At 49.4% G+C, this 19,365-nt stretch carries 27 protein-coding genes; all 27 read right to left on the minus strand.

The genetic code is table 11. From position 1 onward, the window contains the following. Positions 1–5 precede the first annotated feature (5 nt). Entirely contained in the window at positions 6–1,409 is a 1,404-nt protein-coding gene (locus AC5ELV_RS23435; protein ID WP_493432109.1) for a hypothetical protein, read from the minus strand. Between the two features lies 1 nt (position 1,410). Next, positions 1,411–1,692, minus strand: coding sequence for a ketopantoate hydroxymethyltransferase (locus tag AC5ELV_RS23440; RefSeq protein ID WP_493432110.1), 282 nt, complete (start codon positions 1,690–1,692; stop codon positions 1,411–1,413). After that, a complete protein-coding gene (locus AC5ELV_RS23445; RefSeq protein WP_493432111.1) occupies positions 1,689–2,273 on the minus strand; it encodes a putative phage tail protein in 585 nt (194 codons plus the stop codon). Before AC5ELV_RS23445 ends, AC5ELV_RS23440 begins: the two co-directional genes overlap by 4 nt. Then, positions 2,266–3,357, minus strand: coding sequence for a baseplate J/gp47 family protein (locus AC5ELV_RS23450; RefSeq protein ID WP_493432112.1), 1,092 nt, complete (start codon positions 3,355–3,357; stop codon positions 2,266–2,268). The genes AC5ELV_RS23445 and AC5ELV_RS23450 overlap by 8 nt, the downstream gene beginning before the upstream one ends. Beyond that, positions 3,347–3,754, minus strand: coding sequence for a DUF2634 domain-containing protein (locus AC5ELV_RS23455; RefSeq protein WP_493432113.1), 408 nt, complete (start codon positions 3,752–3,754; stop codon positions 3,347–3,349). Before AC5ELV_RS23455 ends, AC5ELV_RS23450 begins: the two co-directional genes overlap by 11 nt. After that, complete coding sequence (locus tag AC5ELV_RS23460) at positions 3,751–4,002, minus strand: DUF2577 domain-containing protein (RefSeq protein ID WP_328802033.1); 252 nt, start codon at positions 4,000–4,002, stop codon at positions 3,751–3,753. The genes AC5ELV_RS23455 and AC5ELV_RS23460 overlap by 4 nt, the downstream gene beginning before the upstream one ends. Next, a complete protein-coding gene (locus tag AC5ELV_RS23465; protein WP_493432114.1) occupies positions 4,002–4,967 on the minus strand; it encodes an XkdQ/YqbQ family protein in 966 nt (321 codons plus the stop codon). The genes AC5ELV_RS23460 and AC5ELV_RS23465 overlap by 1 nt, the downstream gene beginning before the upstream one ends. An 18-nt stretch (positions 4,968–4,985) precedes the next feature. Next, positions 4,986–5,666, minus strand: a complete 681-nt coding sequence (locus AC5ELV_RS23470) for a LysM peptidoglycan-binding domain-containing protein (RefSeq protein WP_493432115.1) — start codon at positions 5,664–5,666, stop codon at positions 4,986–4,988. Next, entirely contained in the window at positions 5,653–8,307 is a 2,655-nt protein-coding gene (locus tag AC5ELV_RS23475) for a phage tail tape measure protein (RefSeq protein ID WP_493432116.1), read from the minus strand. Before AC5ELV_RS23475 ends, AC5ELV_RS23470 begins: the two co-directional genes overlap by 14 nt. A gap of 53 nt (positions 8,308–8,360) precedes the next feature. Continuing rightward, positions 8,361–8,822, minus strand: coding sequence for a hypothetical protein (locus tag AC5ELV_RS23480; protein ID WP_493432117.1), 462 nt, complete (start codon positions 8,820–8,822; stop codon positions 8,361–8,363). A gap of 244 nt (positions 8,823–9,066) precedes the next feature. After that, positions 9,067–9,474: a phage tail assembly chaperone gene (locus AC5ELV_RS23485; protein WP_493432118.1), complete on the minus strand. Its 408-nt coding sequence runs from the start codon at positions 9,472–9,474 to the stop codon at positions 9,067–9,069. Positions 9,475–9,506: 32 nt separating this feature from the next. Then, on the minus strand, positions 9,507–9,971 hold the full coding sequence (locus AC5ELV_RS23490; RefSeq protein ID WP_493432119.1) for a phage tail tube protein: 465 nt from the start codon (positions 9,969–9,971) through the stop codon (positions 9,507–9,509). 16 nt (positions 9,972–9,987) lie between these two features. Further along, positions 9,988–11,310 carry a phage tail sheath family protein gene (locus AC5ELV_RS23495; protein ID WP_493432120.1) on the minus strand — a complete coding sequence of 441 codons (1,323 nt, stop codon included), beginning with the start codon at positions 11,308–11,310 and terminating at the stop codon, positions 9,988–9,990. Next, a complete protein-coding gene (locus tag AC5ELV_RS23500) occupies positions 11,310–11,507 on the minus strand; it encodes a hypothetical protein (protein ID WP_493432121.1) in 198 nt (65 codons plus the stop codon). Before AC5ELV_RS23500 ends, AC5ELV_RS23495 begins: the two co-directional genes overlap by 1 nt. Continuing rightward, a complete protein-coding gene (locus tag AC5ELV_RS23505; protein WP_328802023.1) occupies positions 11,504–11,929 on the minus strand; it encodes a phage tail terminator family protein in 426 nt (141 codons plus the stop codon). Before AC5ELV_RS23505 ends, AC5ELV_RS23500 begins: the two co-directional genes overlap by 4 nt. 4 nt (positions 11,930–11,933) lie before the next feature. Further along, positions 11,934–12,371, minus strand: a complete 438-nt coding sequence (locus AC5ELV_RS23510) for an HK97 gp10 family phage protein (protein WP_328802022.1) — start codon at positions 12,369–12,371, stop codon at positions 11,934–11,936. Beyond that, complete coding sequence (locus AC5ELV_RS23515; protein ID WP_493432122.1) at positions 12,371–12,745, minus strand: ABC transporter ATP-binding protein; 375 nt, start codon at positions 12,743–12,745, stop codon at positions 12,371–12,373. The genes AC5ELV_RS23510 and AC5ELV_RS23515 overlap by 1 nt, the downstream gene beginning before the upstream one ends. After that, on the minus strand, positions 12,742–13,113 hold the full coding sequence (locus AC5ELV_RS23520) for a hypothetical protein (RefSeq protein WP_328802020.1): 372 nt from the start codon (positions 13,111–13,113) through the stop codon (positions 12,742–12,744). The genes AC5ELV_RS23515 and AC5ELV_RS23520 overlap by 4 nt, the downstream gene beginning before the upstream one ends. A gap of 11 nt (positions 13,114–13,124) precedes the next feature. Then, positions 13,125–13,403 (minus strand): hypothetical protein, encoded by a 279-nt coding sequence (locus AC5ELV_RS23525; RefSeq protein ID WP_493432123.1) that lies wholly within the window; start codon positions 13,401–13,403, stop codon positions 13,125–13,127. Between the two features lie 14 nt (positions 13,404–13,417). Next, the gene (locus AC5ELV_RS23530) at positions 13,418–14,440 is read right to left on the minus strand and encodes a major capsid protein (protein ID WP_493432124.1); all 1,023 of its coding nucleotides are present in this window, start codon (positions 14,438–14,440) and stop codon (positions 13,418–13,420) included. A 26-nt stretch (positions 14,441–14,466) separates the two neighbouring features. Continuing rightward, complete coding sequence (locus AC5ELV_RS23535) at positions 14,467–14,784, minus strand: hypothetical protein (RefSeq protein ID WP_493432125.1); 318 nt, start codon at positions 14,782–14,784, stop codon at positions 14,467–14,469. Positions 14,785–14,799: 15 nt separating this feature from the next. Continuing rightward, positions 14,800–15,414, minus strand: coding sequence for a phage scaffolding protein (locus tag AC5ELV_RS23540; protein ID WP_493432126.1), 615 nt, complete (start codon positions 15,412–15,414; stop codon positions 14,800–14,802). A 113-nt stretch (positions 15,415–15,527) separates the two neighbouring features. After that, the gene (locus tag AC5ELV_RS23545) at positions 15,528–15,797 is read right to left on the minus strand and encodes a hypothetical protein (RefSeq protein WP_493432127.1); all 270 of its coding nucleotides are present in this window, start codon (positions 15,795–15,797) and stop codon (positions 15,528–15,530) included. Between the two features lie 51 nt (positions 15,798–15,848). Then, positions 15,849–16,007, minus strand: coding sequence for a hypothetical protein (locus tag AC5ELV_RS23550; protein ID WP_493432128.1), 159 nt, complete (start codon positions 16,005–16,007; stop codon positions 15,849–15,851). Next, positions 16,004–17,737, minus strand: coding sequence for a minor capsid protein (locus tag AC5ELV_RS23555; protein WP_493432129.1), 1,734 nt, complete (start codon positions 17,735–17,737; stop codon positions 16,004–16,006). The genes AC5ELV_RS23550 and AC5ELV_RS23555 overlap by 4 nt, the downstream gene beginning before the upstream one ends. Continuing rightward, on the minus strand, positions 17,734–17,946 hold the full coding sequence (locus tag AC5ELV_RS23560; RefSeq protein WP_493432130.1) for a hypothetical protein: 213 nt from the start codon (positions 17,944–17,946) through the stop codon (positions 17,734–17,736). The genes AC5ELV_RS23555 and AC5ELV_RS23560 overlap by 4 nt, the downstream gene beginning before the upstream one ends. Next, positions 17,891–19,360 carry a phage portal protein gene (locus AC5ELV_RS23565; RefSeq protein ID WP_493432131.1) on the minus strand — a complete coding sequence of 490 codons (1,470 nt, stop codon included), beginning with the start codon at positions 19,358–19,360 and terminating at the stop codon, positions 17,891–17,893. Before AC5ELV_RS23565 ends, AC5ELV_RS23560 begins: the two co-directional genes overlap by 56 nt. Positions 19,361–19,365 lie beyond the last annotated feature (5 nt).

Genomic DNA, 19,365 nt, shown 5'->3' on the forward strand with positions numbered 1-19,365 from the left:
AAACTTTATTCGTAAGCTTCCCATTCATAGGCTGTTATTCTACTAATGGGACTACCCCCAGCATAGTCATTTATATAGCTACCTGCCAAGGTAGCTGTGAACCCGCCTGATTGTTGTACGAATCCGCGTAAAGCAATGGTGTTGTTCATTCTACCCCGTAGGGTTCCTTGGGCCGAAGTCGAACAAGGAATCCAAGCATCTAACCAAAGCGTGCCCTCTGTTTCATCTAGTTTCACATGAACATATACTTTCGAAGGAGTAAAACCCATAGAGTTGACGGATAGCTGCATAGTTACATCTTGCCTCCAGCCAGTGGCCGAAGCTGTCTGACCGTTGAACGTGCCGCTTGCAAACCTCTTTACAGGCAATCCCGTTATTGCTGCCGCCAGTTCTGCGTGAGTGTTGCTGGCTGATACATGCCCACCCTTGCCGTTGATAGCGCCAGCAATGACACCCTTTCCATCAACGACAGATTGCTTTAAATTGTTTATCTCATCGCGTAGCACTTTCCAGCTACCGTCAGCTTCGTAATACTTAAAAACGCCATCAGATAAAGCAGCAACCTTTGAATTGTTTGAGTAAAAGTCAACCCCGCCGTCACCGAACCAATTAAGACCCGTATCTCCATCACCTATTGGCAAGGATAGAGCGGATGATGATCCGAATTGCGTATTTTTAGCGACCCACACTTGACCGGATGTTTCGACCTTCCCGGTTAGCGCTGTAGTCGCGGCTTGGATAGTGATTTTACCGTTACCAGTGGCAGTTGTGCCGCCTTCGGCAATAATTCGCGAGTCGTAATCAATTGCATTTCCGCTCGTGTGGAAGTCGAAGAACGCCGGGCCAGCCCCGGTAACATCTGCGCCAATTTCAATGGCTCTTTCAAGCCTTAAATTTCGTTGCGCGAATGTTTTGGTAGCTAACTCAACCCAAGGCAGCCATGCACCAGCTACTGTTCTGACCCGATTGTAAATGCTCCCGGTGTCATCTACGTACTTTTGGATGAGGGCTAGTCCTTCCGTCACGTTAACGGATGAGACGAAAAGTACACCCTTGGGATTTGCTCCCACTGGACTATTGTCTGTGGCTGGATTAAGAGACGCAAAATCAACACGCCATACACCTATGCCTAGAGCAAAGTTAAAATTACTTTGAAACATTTTACCTCTATCTACTGGCACAATGTTGTAAAGGTCAAAAAGGGCCTTGCTATTCGGCACAGTCGTAGCAGATTGTGACTTGTAATCTGCGCTGAGTCGGACGATACCTTTTTCTGTTAAACTTGCATCCGGGATATGGATGTTATCAATTTCTGTGAATGCATCTTCAATCCCCTGTTCAATACGGTTCATATCATTTTCGGTGACCGTATCACTGTATTTCCAATCTGTTTTACCGTTGTAAGGCATGTTAGACCTCCTTTATAGGCAGCGTGTGCAGCAACAATGTATCTGAGGTGATCGGCACATGAACATTGTTATCTGTGAGCGTTTCATCTGCGCTCGATTTCAGCTTTATATTGGTTACCAAGGATACACTTGAAGCCGGAATGATGTATTGCATGGCCACGGTAGAACCATCAACCCGCTTGACGCTGAAATCGGTTAATTCTACAGCATCATTAAGTACAACTTTAGCAATCTTACCGTTTACAACCTCTGCTAAATCAGTCAATAGTGTTGGTGCAATCATTTAATGATCACCTCCGGTCCAGCTTCCGCAAAGGGTATCGTACCAATACCCCATGAACCTAATTTTGTACGTCGCGTCAGAGTTCGATAGGACATTCGTTCCTCTACTCCTATCGCGTCTTCAATCGATGTTTGCTGCTGATACACCATGTTAGCCGGCTTGATCACTGACACAGTCCTCTCCACCTCACTGAAGACTGGCGCATTGCCAATGTTGGCCGTGATAGAGAGGACACGGTTTGCATAGTCAACCGTGACGATGGTTAATCCCTCGCCCACCAGCTTATCCAGTTGCTGCTGCAAGTACCGGACTGTAAACGGCGGCTTGGTGCTCATTCGGTTGATCAAACGGATCTTCCTAAAATCCAGTGATTCTGTCGTGGGATTCGCCTGTATGCCTAGCCTTTGTTCGCGGCGTTTAATGGCCTGAGCATCGGACGTCATAATAAATTGGTTGTTCCTGATTTGAGTCACCATATCAGTGAGCTTCCGCATCTGTGGTAACTCCGCTTCCGTAATGACTTGAAATTCTTCAATCTCCTGGAGCTCAGGCGGTAAGGACTCCAATAACTCATTACTCACTCAGCGTCACCGCCCCCATTACCGGAATCTGGTCGCTCGTAAGCGTCAGGTTATCTGTGGAACCGTTGATCTGCGTATCGGTTACATCTATGATGCCTTTGACATCCAACATCCTGGCATCAATCTGAGCCGTCCTTACGATGATCGGAGCCGAGTCTGCCCACGTTTTTCTTAAGGCTAGTAAATAATCAGCAATCGTAGCTTCGACATCAGGCTGCACAGAACCGATAGAAGACCCAGCTTCCAATGTGATAATTGATGAAACGTTTATCGTAACCTTTGACGCGCCAGTTATTGTGACCTTATGATCGATAGGAGCAAGACCCATCCCCTGGCCGCTGTTGACGATCGGATCAATGATGGTTTGTACATCATCCACAAGTGCTGCAGAAGGTGCGTTATAGTCAGATGCGATGATCGTACATTTTACTGTTCCGCCGCCTTGCCAGACCGGATAGACTTTTGTTGCACCGACTCCAGGTAAAGCGTTAACCCGTTGTTTATAATCCGCCACATTTCCCCCAAAAGCTGGTTCGTTCATTGCATCGTAGTACCTGTTACGCAATACCTCATCCACTTCTGCCTCCTCTCCGGGCACAAGCACATCAGACAATTCAGCCCGAACCAAACCCGCTACATAGGTAATGGGAATGAGCTGCCCGAATTCCTGATTGCCAATGACTCCAGGAGTCTCACATTCTAAGCGGTATATGCCAGTAGATATTTTTTGCACAGCCACATAGGTAGCCTCGTTACTGGAATTGCTCAATGCATACCGAGTTTGCAGCGGAATATCAACGAGTACATCACCAGAACCGTAGAACGTGCCCATGCGGATTGCTTTGGTTGCTTGCTGACGGTTAACACCGTATTCTGCTGTACGACGTGAGAGGTAAACCCCTGTGGACGTATCAGCAAAAAAGAGATTCACGTCTATACTGAACTCATAAAATACTTCAGCTAGCTTTTTGGCCACTGGAGCCAAAGCATTATAGATAATGCTTCCCTCACGCTTATCGTATCTGTCATCGACGGTGGCAAGCATTTCCGCCATGATGTTATCGAAGGTTCGATCATCGTACATTATTGAATGTCGCCTCCTGTTCAAAATTACCGAATTCCGTCACAACGGTAAAGGTGACTAATACTTCATCTCCGTTAAATGACAGCCGGAAGTTAATCACCTCGGATATTCGGTCATCCTGCAGTAACGCCTCTGTCACGCATCTTTGCAGCTCTGATCGGACAATGGCCTGTGATGCTCCTACGATGGGGATACGTTCCATGCCATAGTCCACCGTATAGATGAAATACTGGAAGCGATCCGTGGACAATATTAAAATAACGGCCTGCTTCACTGCCTCCAGACCGTCAACGTGATCGCTTATTCGTTTATTTGCAAAATCGACTTGATAGGTATAACTTGGCTGCTGCTGTTCTGTGATATGCTCTTCAGTGAGTGCCGCACCCGTCGGAATCATTCAGAATCGACCTCCCCCAAAACAATATACTGATTACCGCCTTGAGCTCTCAGCAGGACAACAGAATCGCCTGCTTTGAAACTTGCACCCTTGAGCAGTACCAGCGCCTCCTTGGGCAAAGGTAGTTTCTGGTCGATCAAGATGGACAACGGATCAGCGGTTGTCACGGTGCCGTAATATACACCCACGGGACTCCCGGCCTCATTCGTCGCTTTGCTCAACGATTTTAATGTGTCAGAAAGTGCCATCAAACCACCACCAATTTAAGCTTCATCGTGTGTACTGCTCCTTCGAAACTATGAGAGCACTCGTCTACGCAGAAATACTGGCTCAAGCCAAGCTCCTCGATCACAACAGGGATATAGGAACCGGCTCGAATGCCAGGCACGCCTATGGCTGTGAGCGACAGACTACGCGTCTCGCGGTTTTTGAGCTGGGCCAACTGACTCAGCAATTGATTGATTTGTGCCGCATTCTGTTTTTCATCAGCTACCTGGTACAGTTGCAACTGCCCCCATCGGGCTGAATTGGCACTGTCCTGAGCGATGTAAACGTCACGTTTCCCGGTTTTCTTGTTGTTCTGAACGATCTTGATTTTGGTGTAGGTGTCCGTGTCGATGGATCTGGTATACTCAAAATCGGTCATCAGGCTTTCGTCACCAATACCAATATTCGCCTTCAGCTCCGATAGCCTTCGAACCATAAGCTTGCCGAAGTCATCAAAGAAAATAAAGTTCTGTCCCGAGTGGATTAGCGTAAGATCGAGAGCCTTCCAGATGGTATCGAGCAGCTTTTTGTTATCTTCAATCATCACAGGGATGACATACCCCGTGTCCTGTAGCGTTCCTGTCTTTAGGCCAAAATCATCAGCAATCCGCCTCACGACATCGCTGGCCTTGATCCCCTTGAATACATAAGTGTCATTGCTCATCAGATAGCGGATCTGATCGTAGCATTTCACCTTCACACTCTCGTCCCTGCTCTCGTTAATCTCAAATACATAGCCGTAAAAAATGTTCCATTCTCCGTCCCGTACCCGGATCACATCGCCGTTATTGATTGCAAAAGACGGGTCTTGGTAGATCCCGCCTTTAATCATGGTAAATTCAAACGATGAAGCCGCGCCTATTCGCTTCGTAGTCCATGTTGCATCCGAAACGATCTGAGACACATCCCACACACGCCCGTTTTTGTTATCCAGTAATATCTCCATAGGTTCCCTCCTTACTAACTACGTCGGCATTTTCAATACTTTGCCCACTGGCAGCGATTTGAGCTGCGCATCCGTGAGGCTGTTTGCCGCTTGAATGGCACGCCATTTGGAATCATCACCAAGCACCTTACGGGCAATGCCGATTAAAGTATCTCCCGGCTTCAAAGTGTACGTCTTCAGCTTGTTCCGGCTGTCGGCGCGTGTCTTTTTCTTGGCTACAACCGTATTGCTTCCTGCACGGGTAGCTGTCGTCTGCTGTACCACGACCTTTTGAGCAGAGTAAAACTTGTACTCCTTCAGCTTCAGGCTGAAAAAGATGTCACCAACTGCGCCATTTTGTTCCGACCAGTCGAATTGCTCTATACTGGCAGGTGTGTTGATCTCAAAGGTCGAGCCAACAAAAATAAAGCGGATAGGGCGTTTGGTCCCCATCCACTTCTCGATTAAGTCTTTATAAAACGACGGCTCAAATACCGTGCCGCTTGTAAATGGCATCGGGCTGGCTGGGAAGAAGCTCTCAAAGCTGTATTCCTTCAGCGCTGGGTCTTTAATCACATTGATCTCGCCCAGCTTGGACACGTCATAGGTGCTTCCTTTGCCTCCGCTACTGATTTCAATTTTGCCTGGCACAATGGGGAGCTGGAATCCTTCCTCCTGATTGTTATAGCTTAGATAAATACCATACTCAACCAACGCCATACACCCCCGATGCGTTAGACGCCAGTTCCGTTTGAAGATATTCATCGATACGGCTAATGACCGTGTCTACGTCATAGCCGCTGTTGTAGTTATTTGCACCCGTAAATTGGATGGACGGCTGCAAGGTAACGAAATTCCGAATATCCTTCATTTCGGCCAACTCGCGCATTGTCTTCAAGTCTTCAGAAGATACATCTACAGTGTCTTTTATCTTCCCGACCTCTCCGACTTTGTCGATACTATTCAATTTTCCGTTACCTGCACCTATACCGGCTCCGGCTCCAGTTCCTGCTCCAGCAGCTGCCTCTTTCGCAGCAGCCTTTGCTGCGGCATTAGCAGCCGATCCACCACTGTCTGCTCCTAAACCAGCACCCCAATTATAGCCGGTGTTCCACGACTTACCGTAGTCAAATCTGCCCAGGTCTCCGACAATGCTGTCAATGTCCAGGTCTTTGACTTTTTCTTCGTACTTTCCATTTCCGTATTTCTTCATTGCCACGGTAGTCATGGAGGAGAGACTTCCCCGCCATCCAGCTACAGTATCGGCCATGTTGCTGCCGAAGATCGTATCCATTGCTTTAGCGATACGCTCCAATACTCCCAGGACATTGTCCGCCAAATCGCCAAACAATTTGATTACCGCCCCAATTGGATCGTTGAACACATTCCCGAGGAAGTTGGCAATGGCCTGAAACCAGCCATACCAAAACTCGATGACGCCGAACACTATTTGCAGCAATCCAAGAAATAGATTGGCTATGAAGGCTCCAGCAACGGCCAGCGCTCCGACGATCATTCCCGTCGCCGATAAAGATGTACCCGCCCATTTATTAATGGCTGCAATCACAAGATAAAACAGCGCGATCAGGGCCACGATAGCAAGTATGATCCAAGTGATAGGACTCGCCAGCAATGCTGCGTTCAGGCCCCACTGGGCTGCTGTGGCAGCTGCTGTGGCGCTAACTGAAGCTAATGTTGCTCCTGTAAAGGCTGCCTTTGCAGCCGCCGAAACAAGTTCTGTCGCAGCTAGAAATCCAGTTTTAAGAGCCGCGCCTGCAAGAGCAATTTGGTATAAAGTGAGTGCCCCAACCATTGCTAAAACAATCGGGGCGATCAACGGCCAGTTTTCTAGAATAATTCCCGCAAGAAACATAGCAGCACCAGCAATTTTAGAAATGACGTCGAGTCCCGTGGCGAGAGAGTCAAAAAACGGCTGGAACCTCCCAGACTCGAACGCTTGATTCAGCCAGGCTATTGCCGGTGCGATTGCTTCAGCAGCAGCGCCACCTGCTCCAGCTAACGCCAATGCAAAATTCCGCTTTAATTGCTCAAACTGGAATCCAAAATTATTTTGCAGTGCTTCAGCTGCACGAGCTGTCGCCCCTTCAAAGCCTTCCAGACCTTTCTCTCCGGCCTTCATTGCCAGAACTACACGATCTCCCATGTCCTCCCACTGCGTTCCGAAGAGTTGGACGCCGATTGTATTACGGTCCAAATCGCTGCCCAAATTTCCAAGGGCAAGGAGAGTAGCCTGAAATGCTTGGTTTGCCTTATCTCCGCCAGCAGCGATATTCGTAGCCATCTTGTTCGCATCAAGGCCGAGTGCCTTGAATGCACCAGTGCTCGTGTCGGACAAATCTTGCATTCTAATGAAGCTCTCCTTGACGCTATCCCCGACCTTGTCCAGATTCCAGGCCCCTTGTTGGCTCCCCGCAATCAGCGTTGCAAACATTTGCTCAGCGCTCATGCCAAGTCCGGCAAAATGGACACCGTATTCATTCACTGTATCCAGCAGGTCATTAGCGTAGTTCCCGCCCTTTTGAAACCCAGTCGTAATCAGATCAAGCGCCTGCGTTTCACCAAGCCCGTTGAAGTTGGCCATGAGCGTACGCGTAACTTTGGATAACTCGCTGATTTCCGTCTGTCCTTTGGCTACTCGCTCTACAGCATACGCCGACTGTGTGAAAGCTGTCGCCGCATCTTGAGACAAGCCATTCAGGTTCTGCCGGACGGTTGCCATGTCATTACTTATGCCAGTAAGGGTTTCGCCCCAGCCAGCAGCATAGATGCTGTTTACATCCTGCATCATGGCAGCGGCTTGTCCCTGATCCACACCTGTTTGAGCTTGTAGGCTGCCCTGCATCTGCTGCTGTCTTGCAGATCCCCCTACGGTGCCGTTGACTAGAGCCGCGCCGCCGAATAGTCCAGCCGCCAGCCCCATCAACTTGCCAAAGCCACCAAAAATAAGCCCGCCGTCCCCACCGCCCCCGGGACCAGGACCAGGACCTGGGCCTCCTCCACTCTGGAGTGTCGCTATGAGCGTCTGCACTTCAAGGCGCAGCCGCTCCATAGTCGAGTCCAAGCTACCCATAGCTCCTGTTAGCTGAGCATTTACCTGCAACTCTACACGCGCCGTAATCCCTCTGAGATGAGATTCGATTTGGCCGCGGATTCGAGATGCGGTACGTAAAGCATCGGAGTCGTCAACATGAACCTTTATGTTGAGATTTCTCACGGGGCGTTCCACTAAGCGGCGCATACGCTCCAAGCTGCTAATTGCAGCCTGAACTTGATTATTAACACGCCGCAGCGGAGCACTGAATCTGTCCATCATCTGTATCGTTGCAGCTACTGTAGGCAATCAATTCACCTCTTTCACACAAAAAGAAGCCGCCACTCGGGCGACTTCGTTTTTTACAATTCGTATGTTTGTTTTTCCAGGACTGGGAGCAGGGGGCGTAAATTATCAATAAACCTTGCTGCTTCCAGAGATTTTGCTTCATCTGAAAATAGCAATGACGCCAATTCTCCGTTGGATTTAAGATAATTCAGGATTAAATAACCCGTTACTGCTCTTTTCTCTTTACTGCTTGGCATAGATCCAATAATCGCGCCAACTGGACCGAAAAGCAAACCTCCAGCCACCCCTTTTAAGGCGCTACTTTCAACAATTTGTGATATTTCCACATCCATTTTATAATCAGCCGCCCTGAGCTGATTCAAATTCAAGTTGAATTCAGAACTACCGCTGACAATAGTCAGTTTGTCAGATACCACATTTAATTGACAAATTGTGTTTTCTGCTAAAGGTAAGCCAATCACATGATACAGCGTTGCTGTGAATCGATCCGCTTTTTTCCTTCGAAACAATCCCATCTGCCGAAGCCCTCCTGATCCGTTTTTCCTATATTCTACCACAGGGTAAATTTCTCAGGAGATTATTTTTTCTTCCCTTTTGGCTTCGGCTTGTTCCGTTCCCGCTTCTCCTTCTCAACTTTTTCGTTGATGGCTGCTATGACAAAAGCTTTCTCCCGGATCGGCAGATTCATAAATTCACTAGGCCATTTTTTTAATTGGTGGAGGACGTAGTATGCATAACTGGCGTCAGAGTCCTCCTTAATTAGTTTTTTGCCTCATCGACTAAATCTTCCATTTCAATATCAAATCCGCTGAGCGAGCTAATCTTCTGTGACAAGGTGGCAATCTCCCCTGCCAGCAAGACCTTCTGCACATATTCTTCGGCGCTAGCACAGCCGAGCTTTTTCAGGCTCTCGGCGTCCCGGAAATTCGGATTCACCGTGTGCCGAATAACCGTCTGCAAATTAAATCGCTGTGAATCGAATTCAACCTTACGTCCCTTCTTGATCGCGGTGCAGGCTTTACGCAGATCGTTAAATTCCACATCCGTCATAGCCTTGATCGTGAACAAAAGGGGCTTCTTATCCTTGTCCACAAAGCGGTGCGAAACGGCTACCTCATCAGTGATCCCATCCACCAGATTAGCATTCAGAAACTCTTGTAAACTCATAATTTTATCCTCCTAGTAGGGTGAGGCGCCAATTAGGCGCCCGTAATGGTATTAAATTCATCTGGCATGTCAACATCACCGAATGTATAAGGTAGCTCTTCATCAAGCATATCGTCAGTCGTCGCGTCGAACTTCGCGATTACAAGTGAATCCAAGTTACACTCCTTAACAATCACGGTTTGTTTTCCGGTTGCTGATCCAGGCTGTTCGTTAGTAATCATCAGATCAAACCAAAAGTCCTGACCGGTCTTAATGTATCTCAGCATCAATTTTCGAAAAACAGACGTTACATAATACACGGTCATTGTTCCGTTTCCTGACCATCCAGACCCCCGTTGAGGGGTGTTGGTTTTGCCGAGGATCGGAACATCCACTTTATTTTTTTCTACTGTTGCTTCCCCGGTTTTAGCGTAGAAAAGCTCGTGCACTTCACCTTCAATAGTTGCGTGGGCAGTGGCCATTTTTCCGCTAATCGCGTCTTCGACATTCATGAACATTTAGATTTCCCCTCCTTTAGCTGACCGTAATTTCAAAATAGAACTTCTCTGCGCTGTCAACTGGTTGAATGGCTTGTTTAATAAGAACCGCATCAGATTCGTCACCTTTAATTACTGCGATATCTGATTGAGCATCAAAATTTTGAACAGCCTCGATATCTTGAAGATCTTCCATATAATTCACGCATTCATTTTTAAATAGATTACGGCCAATGTCGTTATTGCTGACCTTGCCAACATAGAACTTACTGAAGATAGTTTGATAGTCAATCCCTATTGCATCCAGAACGCGTATCACACGATTTTTGCGGAAGAGTTTACCTTTTTTCGGTGTGAAGCTCGTCAAGGTATTAATATCGTACAAGACGATTACCGTACCATCTGGTCTTGTTGTGAAGACAAACTCACCAGCATCAGCCGCAGCTTCAAGTTGGGTTCTGGTGTACTTTGTTACTACATCAGCAGCGTCCTCATACGCCTTGTTTGTCAGGGATTCATTAACGTTGGCCCCCGCTGTTGCCCCGGCTACCCATGCGCAAACTTCTGCCGCCGTTAGTGTAGTACCATCAGTTAACGCCACGCCATTTTTAACGCTAATTACGCCCTCATAGTCGGCCTTAGGGTATTCAGGCAAGACTACCTGAATGTATTTGCCCTCATCGTCTCTCAGGCGCTTCGCAAATGCGACATAAACGGATTTAAGGGTTGCGTCCGTAGAAGTAAGACCAATCGTATTGAAGTTTTGAACCTCAATTTTAGTCAAATATTCGGTATGGTCACCATTTGCAACCGTACCATCCGAGCCACCTACAAGCGGCGCGCCTGCTGTTTCGGTTAATGCACCAGCAGTCCCGCTGAAGGTTACCCAATTGTTCGCTACCAGTTCGCCAGCCGTGCCTACCGTTTGACGATCCATTTCTGTACCGCTCAAAATAGTAACGACATCAAACTTAGATGTATTGTCTACATTAGCCTCAATCACTACAGTAATGTCATTGCCTCTAACTCCTCCATAAAGGGCTGTAGCGCTCAATACACCCGCCGTTACGGTTGCCTTTGTCCCTGTGTTCAACCGGTATAACAGAACACGGCTAGCATTTTTAAATGCCTCTTTAATCAAGATCAATTTAGGATCTGTAATGTCGTATCCAAGGACGTCAAATACATTAGCACCAGCATCGATAGCAACAAGTGTTTTAGATGGCCCCCAGCTTAAAGAAAGTGGAAGGCTGACAACGCCTCGATCACCCAAGGTTCCAAGCGGGGCGGCTTCTGACACAAAGTTCATATATATGCCTGGTATCTTTTTATTTTGTACTGTCCAAGTGCCTCCAGCCATCATTTAGCCTCCTTCGCGTTAAAAATCTTTATCCTTTTTTCCACCTCAGCGATGGAATACTTTTCCTCATCATCCAGGATGGCTGCAAGTACATCCTTGTCCACGCGCTCGAAGCGCTTGGCTGTCAGCAGCTGCGTTTTGCTGTATGCAGGCTCCTTCTTGGGTTCGACGCCTTTAACAACTCTTTCCTCACTCATTTCAGACTTCCCTCCTGTCTCAATCTCCGCATCTTCGGATCATCCGGCTCTTGCCCACACACCAGCAGCGAGTAAGTAACCATGAAGTTCAGCACCTCGTCGACGATCTGATAGTGCATGCTCTGCCCTGGGTATCTCCGGCCGTTAATGTCGATCCACGCCAGCGCACCTGTCAGTTGCTCTGCCATGTCGTACATGTCTTCATTTGCACGTTCAGGGGCAAAATACCGGATCACAAAGGGATGGTCGCGGCGATAACGCCGCCCCAACTCCTGCGTGTGTGCAGGCTCCAGAAGCCGCACAAAAAAGCGAGGTGGATCAAGATTCTGCTTGATCTCCTCGCCGCTTATCGGGATGTCAGGGAAGGTCGAGTCCAGCGCTGCATGCACAGCATACCGCACTGTGTTAAAAGTGATTTGCACGGCACTACCTCCCTAAGTATCTCGTGATAAAACGCTCCAGACGCCTCTCCACAATCGCCGGCAGCTCACGCTCCAGTTCCGGTGTAGAGAGTGTCAGCATGAATTGACCCTCAACCCAGCCTACCTTCAGCCTCTTCCCGATGGCTGGCACGAATCTGCCTATAGTCTGCCTGTGGCCATATTCCACATAAGCTGCGTACAGCACTGAATTAAAAACCTCAATCTCAGCGCCTGTCGATGTCATGTTAATCTGACTAATGGTCCAACCACGGCGCAGGTCACCATCTCGGACGGGTGTCCGCAGAACGGCTTTGGCTAGCAGCCGGTTCGCCAGCTCCTCAGTGCATTCTTTCAAAAATTTCGGCCAGGCACGCTCCATAGCTTTGAGGTCATCGCCGAATTTTTGAAACTCGCTAAAATCAAAAGTACCCAATCCTGCCATTAGGCCCACTCCTTGTATGTCAAGTTGACCTCCTGGTGCGTTAGGTACGGCGGAAAGGGTTCCCCTGCCACGAAACGTTCAGGCACATCGAGGCGTGCCCTTCGCGTCACAAGGATCATGTCCCCCTGTTGTATATCCACTTCAGGGTTCAGGAATAGCTTGGCGTCATACTGCGTATCGTTCTGCACATCTGACTGACCGTTTTTAGCCAGACCTGTCTGGGATAGTCGGCAAGCCAGTGACTCATAAATCATGACCGCTGTCTGCTTCGTCTCCCTGCTGGCTGGGTCCTTGGCATCCTGATAGCGATACACAGCGCATGAATCCTCATAGGTGAGCTCCAGTGCAGCACGGTAACGGTCGTAATTAATCACCCCTGCCACCCCATTCGCCGATAACGACGCAACTCAGGAGCGTAACTGGTCACAATCGTTTCAACCGCAACGCTTCCTGTGCTACCCAGCTTTACCGATGTGTCGCCGATCTTGACCTCTACGGCGTCTTTGCCCAGCAGCGCTGCTACTTCTGGCAAAGCAAAATCACGGACCTTCAGCAGATCAATGACCATATTCGACCAGGTGTATTTGAGACCTGCCGGAATCGCTAGTTGATGGGTATAGTTGATAATCCGCTGCTTAATCTCGTCCATGTACATCTCGATCGTACTATCCAATACCGTGTTATCTGGAGGTAACTTCAGCCTTCGCCGAATCAACTCAAAAACCTCGTCTTCAAGCTTCATAACGGCCCTCCTTAATTGGCCGCAACAGCCGCCTTGACTTTCTCCAGGATTTCATCCTTTTTCGTTGCCTCGCCAAGATCAATTTTCAGCTTCTCAGCATGAGCTTTGAGCTCAGGTACCGTCATTTCGTCAACATCTTGCCCCGGCTCTGTGTTCTCGTCGTTTTCATCCAGTACCGTAACGTGCGCCTTAATGCGCTCATACTGCTTAGCTGTCAATGAAAAAGACGCTCCCTTTTCGTAGAGCGTCCCGTCATGCCGTACCTGAATTTCCTTTACCTCAACCAACATTGTCGATCACCCCTTTACAATACTTGCGCCTGGAAGACGTTGTCCGCTTCCGGGAAGCTTGGCAGCGCAGTTGCTACGGCCTTCGTCCAGGTACTCACTGGGTCTTTACCTTCCTCGTAGACCATCGCCAATACATTGCCAATCGTCTGTGTCTGGATGGAAGGATCACGAGTCAGGCGAACTTCTTCAGCAGTCGGACCGTAGATTGTATCGCCCAACTTGTCAGGACCAAACAATGAGATTTTATTTTCCGGGAAGTATCGGTTAGTGGTGTACGTGCCGTTCGCTCCCTGCTTCTTGTACTTGCCATCGTAGACCGCTATCTGCGGCAGTTCAAGCTGTTGCAGATAGCTGTTCAGTTCTGCGCGGCTGGCCATACGGCTGCTGCCGTTGACCCCGTACAAGGCACCGACTACCTTCGGGTGTTTTACCATTGCACTAAGTACCTTAGTGGAAGTAAGGGCCCGCGTCGGCTTCTCATCCAGAGTTGCCGACATCTCTGCAAGGATTTCAATAGGGTCGGATGCGGGATCAGACCAAAGATCAGTACCACTCAGCACCAGCTTATGAGCCGATGGAACGCCGTAATCAATTGTTGCAGAAAGATTATTTTCATCCAGCGTCACAGTACCGTTTGCCAACACTTCCATACGCATGGCTTCGGCACGAGCGCGAACACCAGCGACCAGAATGTCTATATCGTTGAATACTTGACTCATAAGGTATTGCCTTTCTGCTTCATTACGCGGGGATTCCAGGGCGATGATTTCCTTCTCTCCCATTCTCAGCTTACGCTTGATCAGCGCCAACTCCAGCATCATCTTGCCTGCTTCACGGCTCCCGATCTCTGATTCAGTATCAAATCCGTGTATTGAGGCGATCACGGGAATACGGTTAGCGCCGACAATAGCGTCGAATTCCAACGACTGCCTTTTAATCTCCGGGAACAGCGTCTCCCCCAGGAGTGCCGGGTACTGCCTGTTCTTAAGATAGTTCAGGATCTCCTTCTGTGCGAACAATTCCAATACTGTAGACATATTTGAATATCCTCCCTCTCGGTCGATTACACGACCTTTTTAAATTTGATGCCCTTCATGGCCGTCTTGGCTTCCGCTGCTGGTGGTACAGGCAAGCGCGCCTCCAGGACCCATGCTTCCACAAGTACAGAGCCTGGCTGCGGTCCCGTCGTCACGTCCACATCATTCAGCAGCAAGCCGAAGGCCGTTCCGTCATTTGCAGGGTAGACCGTACCTGCAGGTACGATTTTGCGACCTTTGGCATCCGGCGTCACACCAGTGTTGTCAACCTGGTACGTAAACGCAGTATATTTCTGGCTTGCCAAGAAATTCGGCTGCGATACAGTTTCTCTTTTCACATACATACTAATTCTCCTTTCTTAGCCCCAAGGATTTGGCGCGGCTGCGGGGGCTTTACCGCTCTCATTTGCCGATTTTGCAAAACCGGCTCCAGCACTTGCTTCTCCACCGCCTCCGTTCGGGTCTCCACCCTCTGGCGGTTTGGCACCCTTGAATTTAGGCTTATTGCCGTCTTCCGGAATAAACAAAAATCCTCTGTTCTCACGCAGGGCTTTTACCTGGTCATCCAGTCCACTTTTTACGGTTCCACTGTCATCCAGCTCAATCTTCGTTTTGTCCAGAAGCCCAGAAACGATGTCCAAGTCATGAGCTTGGCCAGTCAGTGCCAGCTTAATAGCCGTTGTCAGCTGCAGGTCTTTTACCTTCGCCTCATACTGCTCCTTAGCCGTCTTGTTATCACCTTGCAGCTTCGTAATTTGATCCTTCAGCGCCTGATTATCGCCGGCAGATTTCTTCAGGTCCTCAAGTTGGCCGGATACTTTGTCTCGGTCCTGTTCAGCTTGCTTCTTGGCGTCGTTCACTTCGTCGAATCGTGCTTTCGGAATGAACCCCTTCAGCTCCTCCGTAGAAGCAGCCGCCGCTTTCGTCGCCAACTCATCAGTCAGACCCAACCCAATAAATTGATCTTTGTTCATGGTTGATCCCTCCATTTTCATCTTCGCTTGGTATCCCGGTCGCGTCCGGTGATGTCCCGTTATTCGCGTCGTGGGAAACGACGAAGGCCCTAGCAGTCTCAGCTAAGGCCCAATTATTCGGTTTCAGCCAAGTCGTATTCGGCTTCTAGTACCTCACGGGTACAAATCCGCAGTGTTCCGTCACTCTCTTTGACTATGCACTCGTCCTGTTTGGCGACCAGAACACTGTAAGCACCTCGGATGACTCGCAGTTGTACGCCGTCGCTGGTGTACTCTACGCTAATCGGCAACCCCGCAAAATCGATGATCGCCTTGTGATTCTCAGCTGTATTCGTGAACTCAATTACGTCGACGTATACCTTTTTCATATACCGTTGTGGCACAAGCCCACCTCCTGGAATATAAAAAAGCACCCTCGCCTCAGCGTGAGTGCTTCAATCCTTTTTATTGTTCAGAACACCGATTTTCTTCAGGTGTTCTCGTAGTTGTTCGTTGTTTTCCTTTTGCTCTTTCTCTGAAACTTCTCGATGTCCAATTACTTTGGGTCGACCCAGGTCATTCCAGCGAGGGTCCGTGTATTTGTCCTTGCTCATTTCCTCAGCTCCCGAAGCAAAATATGGTACACGCCATCGATCACCTCAATACTGACGACTTCGAACGGGAAGTCTCTGCCGTAAAGCACCTCAAGCTCACCCGGATTATAGGATCTGAGATCGGCACCCATAGAGGCATTCAGAATGTAGTAATGGATTTGGCCTTTAGCATTATACATCGCGCCTGCTGTCGTTGATACATATTGAGGATATTGTATCACGGCTCCAGGGGTGATGTCCTGCATGAATTCCTCAACATCCGCAATCGAAGCTAAGTATATCGAGCGTGTAAGATCGCCCGTGAATCGCGGAACTTTATTCAGCGCACTGTCTAAATGCTGAACCCACTGCATTTCATCACTGCTCAGTGGTTTACCTTCTCGCAGTTTTTCATTCAGCACATACGACTCGCTGCCGATATACCGGGACACAGCCGCCTCTTCTGGTTCGGAAAGCTTCGGAGGAATCGGCACTCCCTGCTGCGGTGATCCAGGGACGTCGATTTCTTCAAAATCAGGTTCTGGCGGAGTCGTCGTTCTGACTGCCGGCGGCTCTACAGGTTCAGGCACCGTCACGGGCTGCTGATCGGTTCGTCTCGGCGGAATAGGAGTGCCTGGCGTTCCCGGAATCTCGATTTCACTGAATTTAAGCTCCCTTGCCGCTTGAGGCTCAGGAACGTCATCCTTCGGTACATGCTTGGCTGCCCACTCTTTATAGGAGATGTCCGCAGGCACTCTATAAGTCTTGCCATCTGTACCGCGTGCTGCACGCTCATGAGGCTGCTCCTCCGAATCCTCTGCCTCGTCATCAAACACAGGGATCGTCGTAGATCGGCAATAGGCATGCAGCGGAGGATAGTTAGCACCTGGCTGGGCCTCACTGATCGGTATGACCTCCCCGTCCATCTCACGGCAGGGATTGGACGTCTGGCTGTCCAGCGTGGCCACGAACCTATAGCTCTTTACCCCTTGTGCCTTGTACCCGTCCATCCGGGATTGGCCACTGAAATAGGCAGCCTCCGTCAGTATCAACCGTTTCGCATTACGTTTACTTACGCCCATCCGCTCTGCAAAAGCGGATATGACCTTATCTGACGGCTCCCCACGAATCAGGTTTTGCGTTAGCGAGGTTTGCAACTCTGCCATCAGCTTGTCCCTGTCTCCCCATATTCGGGCTGAGAAATTACGGCCATCTGGAGCCCAGGGCTTAGCAAGCACCTTATCGATCTGCTTACCATCCAATTTAGCAAAGGGAATGCCCTTTCCTGCTCCACGCTGCACCTCATAAATGCCCTTGTAATAACCATCCTCGTAAATATCGCCAAGCACTCCAGTAGCCCCTCGTACCTGGCGAGCCGTCAGCACCTCGACCTCTTGCCTGATCTTCAGCTGCAGTTCCTCCAGCCGTGTGATATGGACCTTGGCACTGGCATTCTCCAGTTCCTTCATCCAGCGCTGATCGATGGCATTCTCCCTGCCGGCTTTGATATAGTCCTCTACCGACCAGCGGAATTCCTTCAGCTCATTTGCCTTCAGCAGCTTGCGTGCTTCAGCCATGCTGATTTCGTTATTCTTGGCCATGCGTGCATACCAAGACTCTGTTTCCCTATTGATCCTGGCTAGCGTTTTGTCATATTCGGCGCTCTGTGCCTTGATGTAGTCCTCGCCCTTCTTCAACTGGGCTTCATTCAGAACTTCCATCCGTTTGGACCAGTATTCCTCCGACTTCACTCAGCGTCACCGCCTGGGACACTAAACCCTATTGCCTCTGTGGACCCAATAGGAGGCTCAGCAGGTACATTAACCGAAGAAACGAGCTCAGCCAGCGCCCGGACATCATCGGAGCACACAGGTTGAGCCGTCGAATAGGAGTCTATACAGAACCTAGTCATTCCCTGAATCAGTTCGTTCACCAGTCGGATCGTCTTCTGTTCCAGCATCAGGTGCACCTCCTCCTATACCGCCGTATGCAGCAAGATCCGCTGCGGCGCTCTCCTTCTCTTCCTCGATTTGCTTGAGCTCGTCATCTGTATTTGTCGTCCACGGATGGTTAGCCACGATGGTCCGGTTACTGATGACCCCTACGCTATTTTTAGCATTGGTGACGGCCTCAGTTTCGTTAATGACGATATCACGGTTGAAGATGAATTCGACATCCTTCTCAGAATAGTCATCGCCGCCTGTATTTTCGATATGGGTATCGACGAACCAGAGAAGCTGCTCCAAGGCAGCCTGGAATTCGGACTCCATGTCGTTCATATCCATGTCGAGATCCGCATACAGGAATTTCAGCGCAATACCGGAGGCGTTGCCCATCTCCTGCCGCTGCGTATCGACGCCCCGGCCGAATTCGTAGATATTCTTACGGAGCTCATCCATGTGATTCTTGTAGGCTTCAGTATCGATGGTCAGGCTGATCGTCTCGACCCCGCCTTCGTTGTCCACGAACGCCACACGATACAGTGCGATATTCTTGCGGAATTCTCCGGCACCCGTACCGTTGAAATTATTAACCACGTAGATACTGTTAGGCAGATCCTCCAAGTTATTGGCATTGCCTGACTTCTGTTTGTCGTAGTCATCCACCTGCTGCTTAATCAGATCCAGCAGCGGCTGCTCCTCGTCGTTGTACTTGAAGCAGATGAACGGCAGCCGCTCCCAGTTCATAGGCTTGACCTCTGTACCATCCACATAAGAAAAGTGTGACGTCTCTTCGATTAGCTTCAGTTGCCCGTCTTCTTCGAAGAGTTTCATGCCGTCTTGGTCCCACCACTGGATGCGGCGAATAATCCGTTTCGTCTTAGCGACATAGACTTCCACGTCATAGACACGAATGAACGCCGCCAGCTCCGTATGAGCTGAGTCTTGCCAGATCGGCAGGCACTCCTCTGACGGGAGCCTCATAAATGACAGCTCTCCTGCCTCATTATAGTAGACCTGCATCCAGCCTTTTCCGCAATTGATAGCGTCTTTGCCGATATTTTTCAGGGTGCGTTTGAATGCCTTACCGAAGTAGTTATCCAGCTCATCTTGGTATGCCTTATCCTCCGTCTTGGCCACGAATGGCCGGGCCAGCAAATAACCGGTCTTTTGATCAACCAGTTTGCGAACAAACCCGTGCGGAATCCGGTTATCGGCCAGATTATGCTCATCCATCAGTCGCCCATCATCACCAATCGTCTGCCGGCGGCGATCCAGGATGTCATTCTTAACGCGGTAGTACCGTTTCCCTTCGAGCATCCGTTTACGTTCATCCGACGCTATCCAGGCACTGACTTCCATGCGGATAATCTCCGGCAACGTCAGCGGCGCATTAGCGTCCAGATTGTCCAGAATCTCCTGCAGTGTACTCATAATTT

It is taken from the genome of Paenibacillus sp. NMA1017 (genome assembly GCF_058895805.1).

Coding starts and splice junctions, on each gene's coding strand:
- AC5ELV_RS23435 (WP_493432109.1), bottom strand. CDS start 1,409: ATGCCTTACAACGGTAAAACAGATTGGAAATACAGTGATACGGTCACC.
- AC5ELV_RS23440 (WP_493432110.1), bottom strand. CDS start 1,692: ATGATTGCACCAACACTATTGACTGATTTAGCAGAGGTTGTAAACGGT.
- AC5ELV_RS23450 (WP_493432112.1), bottom strand. CDS start 3,357: ATGTACGATGATCGAACCTTCGATAACATCATGGCGGAAATGCTTGCC.
- AC5ELV_RS23455 (WP_493432113.1), bottom strand. CDS start 3,754: ATGATTCCGACGGGTGCGGCACTCACTGAAGAGCATATCACAGAACAG.
- AC5ELV_RS23460 (WP_328802033.1), bottom strand. CDS start 4,002: ATGGCACTTTCTGACACATTAAAATCGTTGAGCAAAGCGACGAATGAG.
- AC5ELV_RS23465 (WP_493432114.1), bottom strand. CDS start 4,967: ATGGAGATATTACTGGATAACAAAAACGGGCGTGTGTGGGATGTGTCT.
- AC5ELV_RS23470 (WP_493432115.1), bottom strand. CDS start 5,666: ATGGCGTTGGTTGAGTATGGTATTTATCTAAGCTATAACAATCAGGAG.
- AC5ELV_RS23480 (WP_493432117.1), bottom strand. CDS start 8,822: ATGGGATTGTTTCGAAGGAAAAAAGCGGATCGATTCACAGCAACGCTG.
- AC5ELV_RS23485 (WP_493432118.1), bottom strand. CDS start 9,474: ATGAGTTTACAAGAGTTTCTGAATGCTAATCTGGTGGATGGGATCACT.
- AC5ELV_RS23490 (WP_493432119.1), bottom strand. CDS start 9,971: ATGTTCATGAATGTCGAAGACGCGATTAGCGGAAAAATGGCCACTGCC.
- AC5ELV_RS23495 (WP_493432120.1), bottom strand. CDS start 11,310: ATGGCTGGAGGCACTTGGACAGTACAAAATAAAAAGATACCAGGCATA.
- AC5ELV_RS23500 (WP_493432121.1), bottom strand. CDS start 11,507: ATGAGTGAGGAAAGAGTTGTTAAAGGCGTCGAACCCAAGAAGGAGCCT.
- AC5ELV_RS23510 (WP_328802022.1), bottom strand. CDS start 12,371: ATGGCAGGATTGGGTACTTTTGATTTTAGCGAGTTTCAAAAATTCGGC.
- AC5ELV_RS23520 (WP_328802020.1), bottom strand. CDS start 13,113: ATGAAGCTTGAAGACGAGGTTTTTGAGTTGATTCGGCGAAGGCTGAAG.
- AC5ELV_RS23525 (WP_493432123.1), bottom strand. CDS start 13,403: ATGTTGGTTGAGGTAAAGGAAATTCAGGTACGGCATGACGGGACGCTC.
- AC5ELV_RS23530 (WP_493432124.1), bottom strand. CDS start 14,440: ATGTCTACAGTATTGGAATTGTTCGCACAGAAGGAGATCCTGAACTAT.
- AC5ELV_RS23535 (WP_493432125.1), bottom strand. CDS start 14,784: ATGTATGTGAAAAGAGAAACTGTATCGCAGCCGAATTTCTTGGCAAGC.
- AC5ELV_RS23540 (WP_493432126.1), bottom strand. CDS start 15,414: ATGAACAAAGATCAATTTATTGGGTTGGGTCTGACTGATGAGTTGGCG.
- AC5ELV_RS23550 (WP_493432128.1), bottom strand. CDS start 16,007: ATGAGCAAGGACAAATACACGGACCCTCGCTGGAATGACCTGGGTCGA.
- AC5ELV_RS23560 (WP_493432130.1), bottom strand. CDS start 17,946: ATGCTGGAACAGAAGACGATCCGACTGGTGAACGAACTGATTCAGGGA.
- AC5ELV_RS23565 (WP_493432131.1), bottom strand. CDS start 19,360: ATGAGTACACTGCAGGAGATTCTGGACAATCTGGACGCTAATGCGCCG.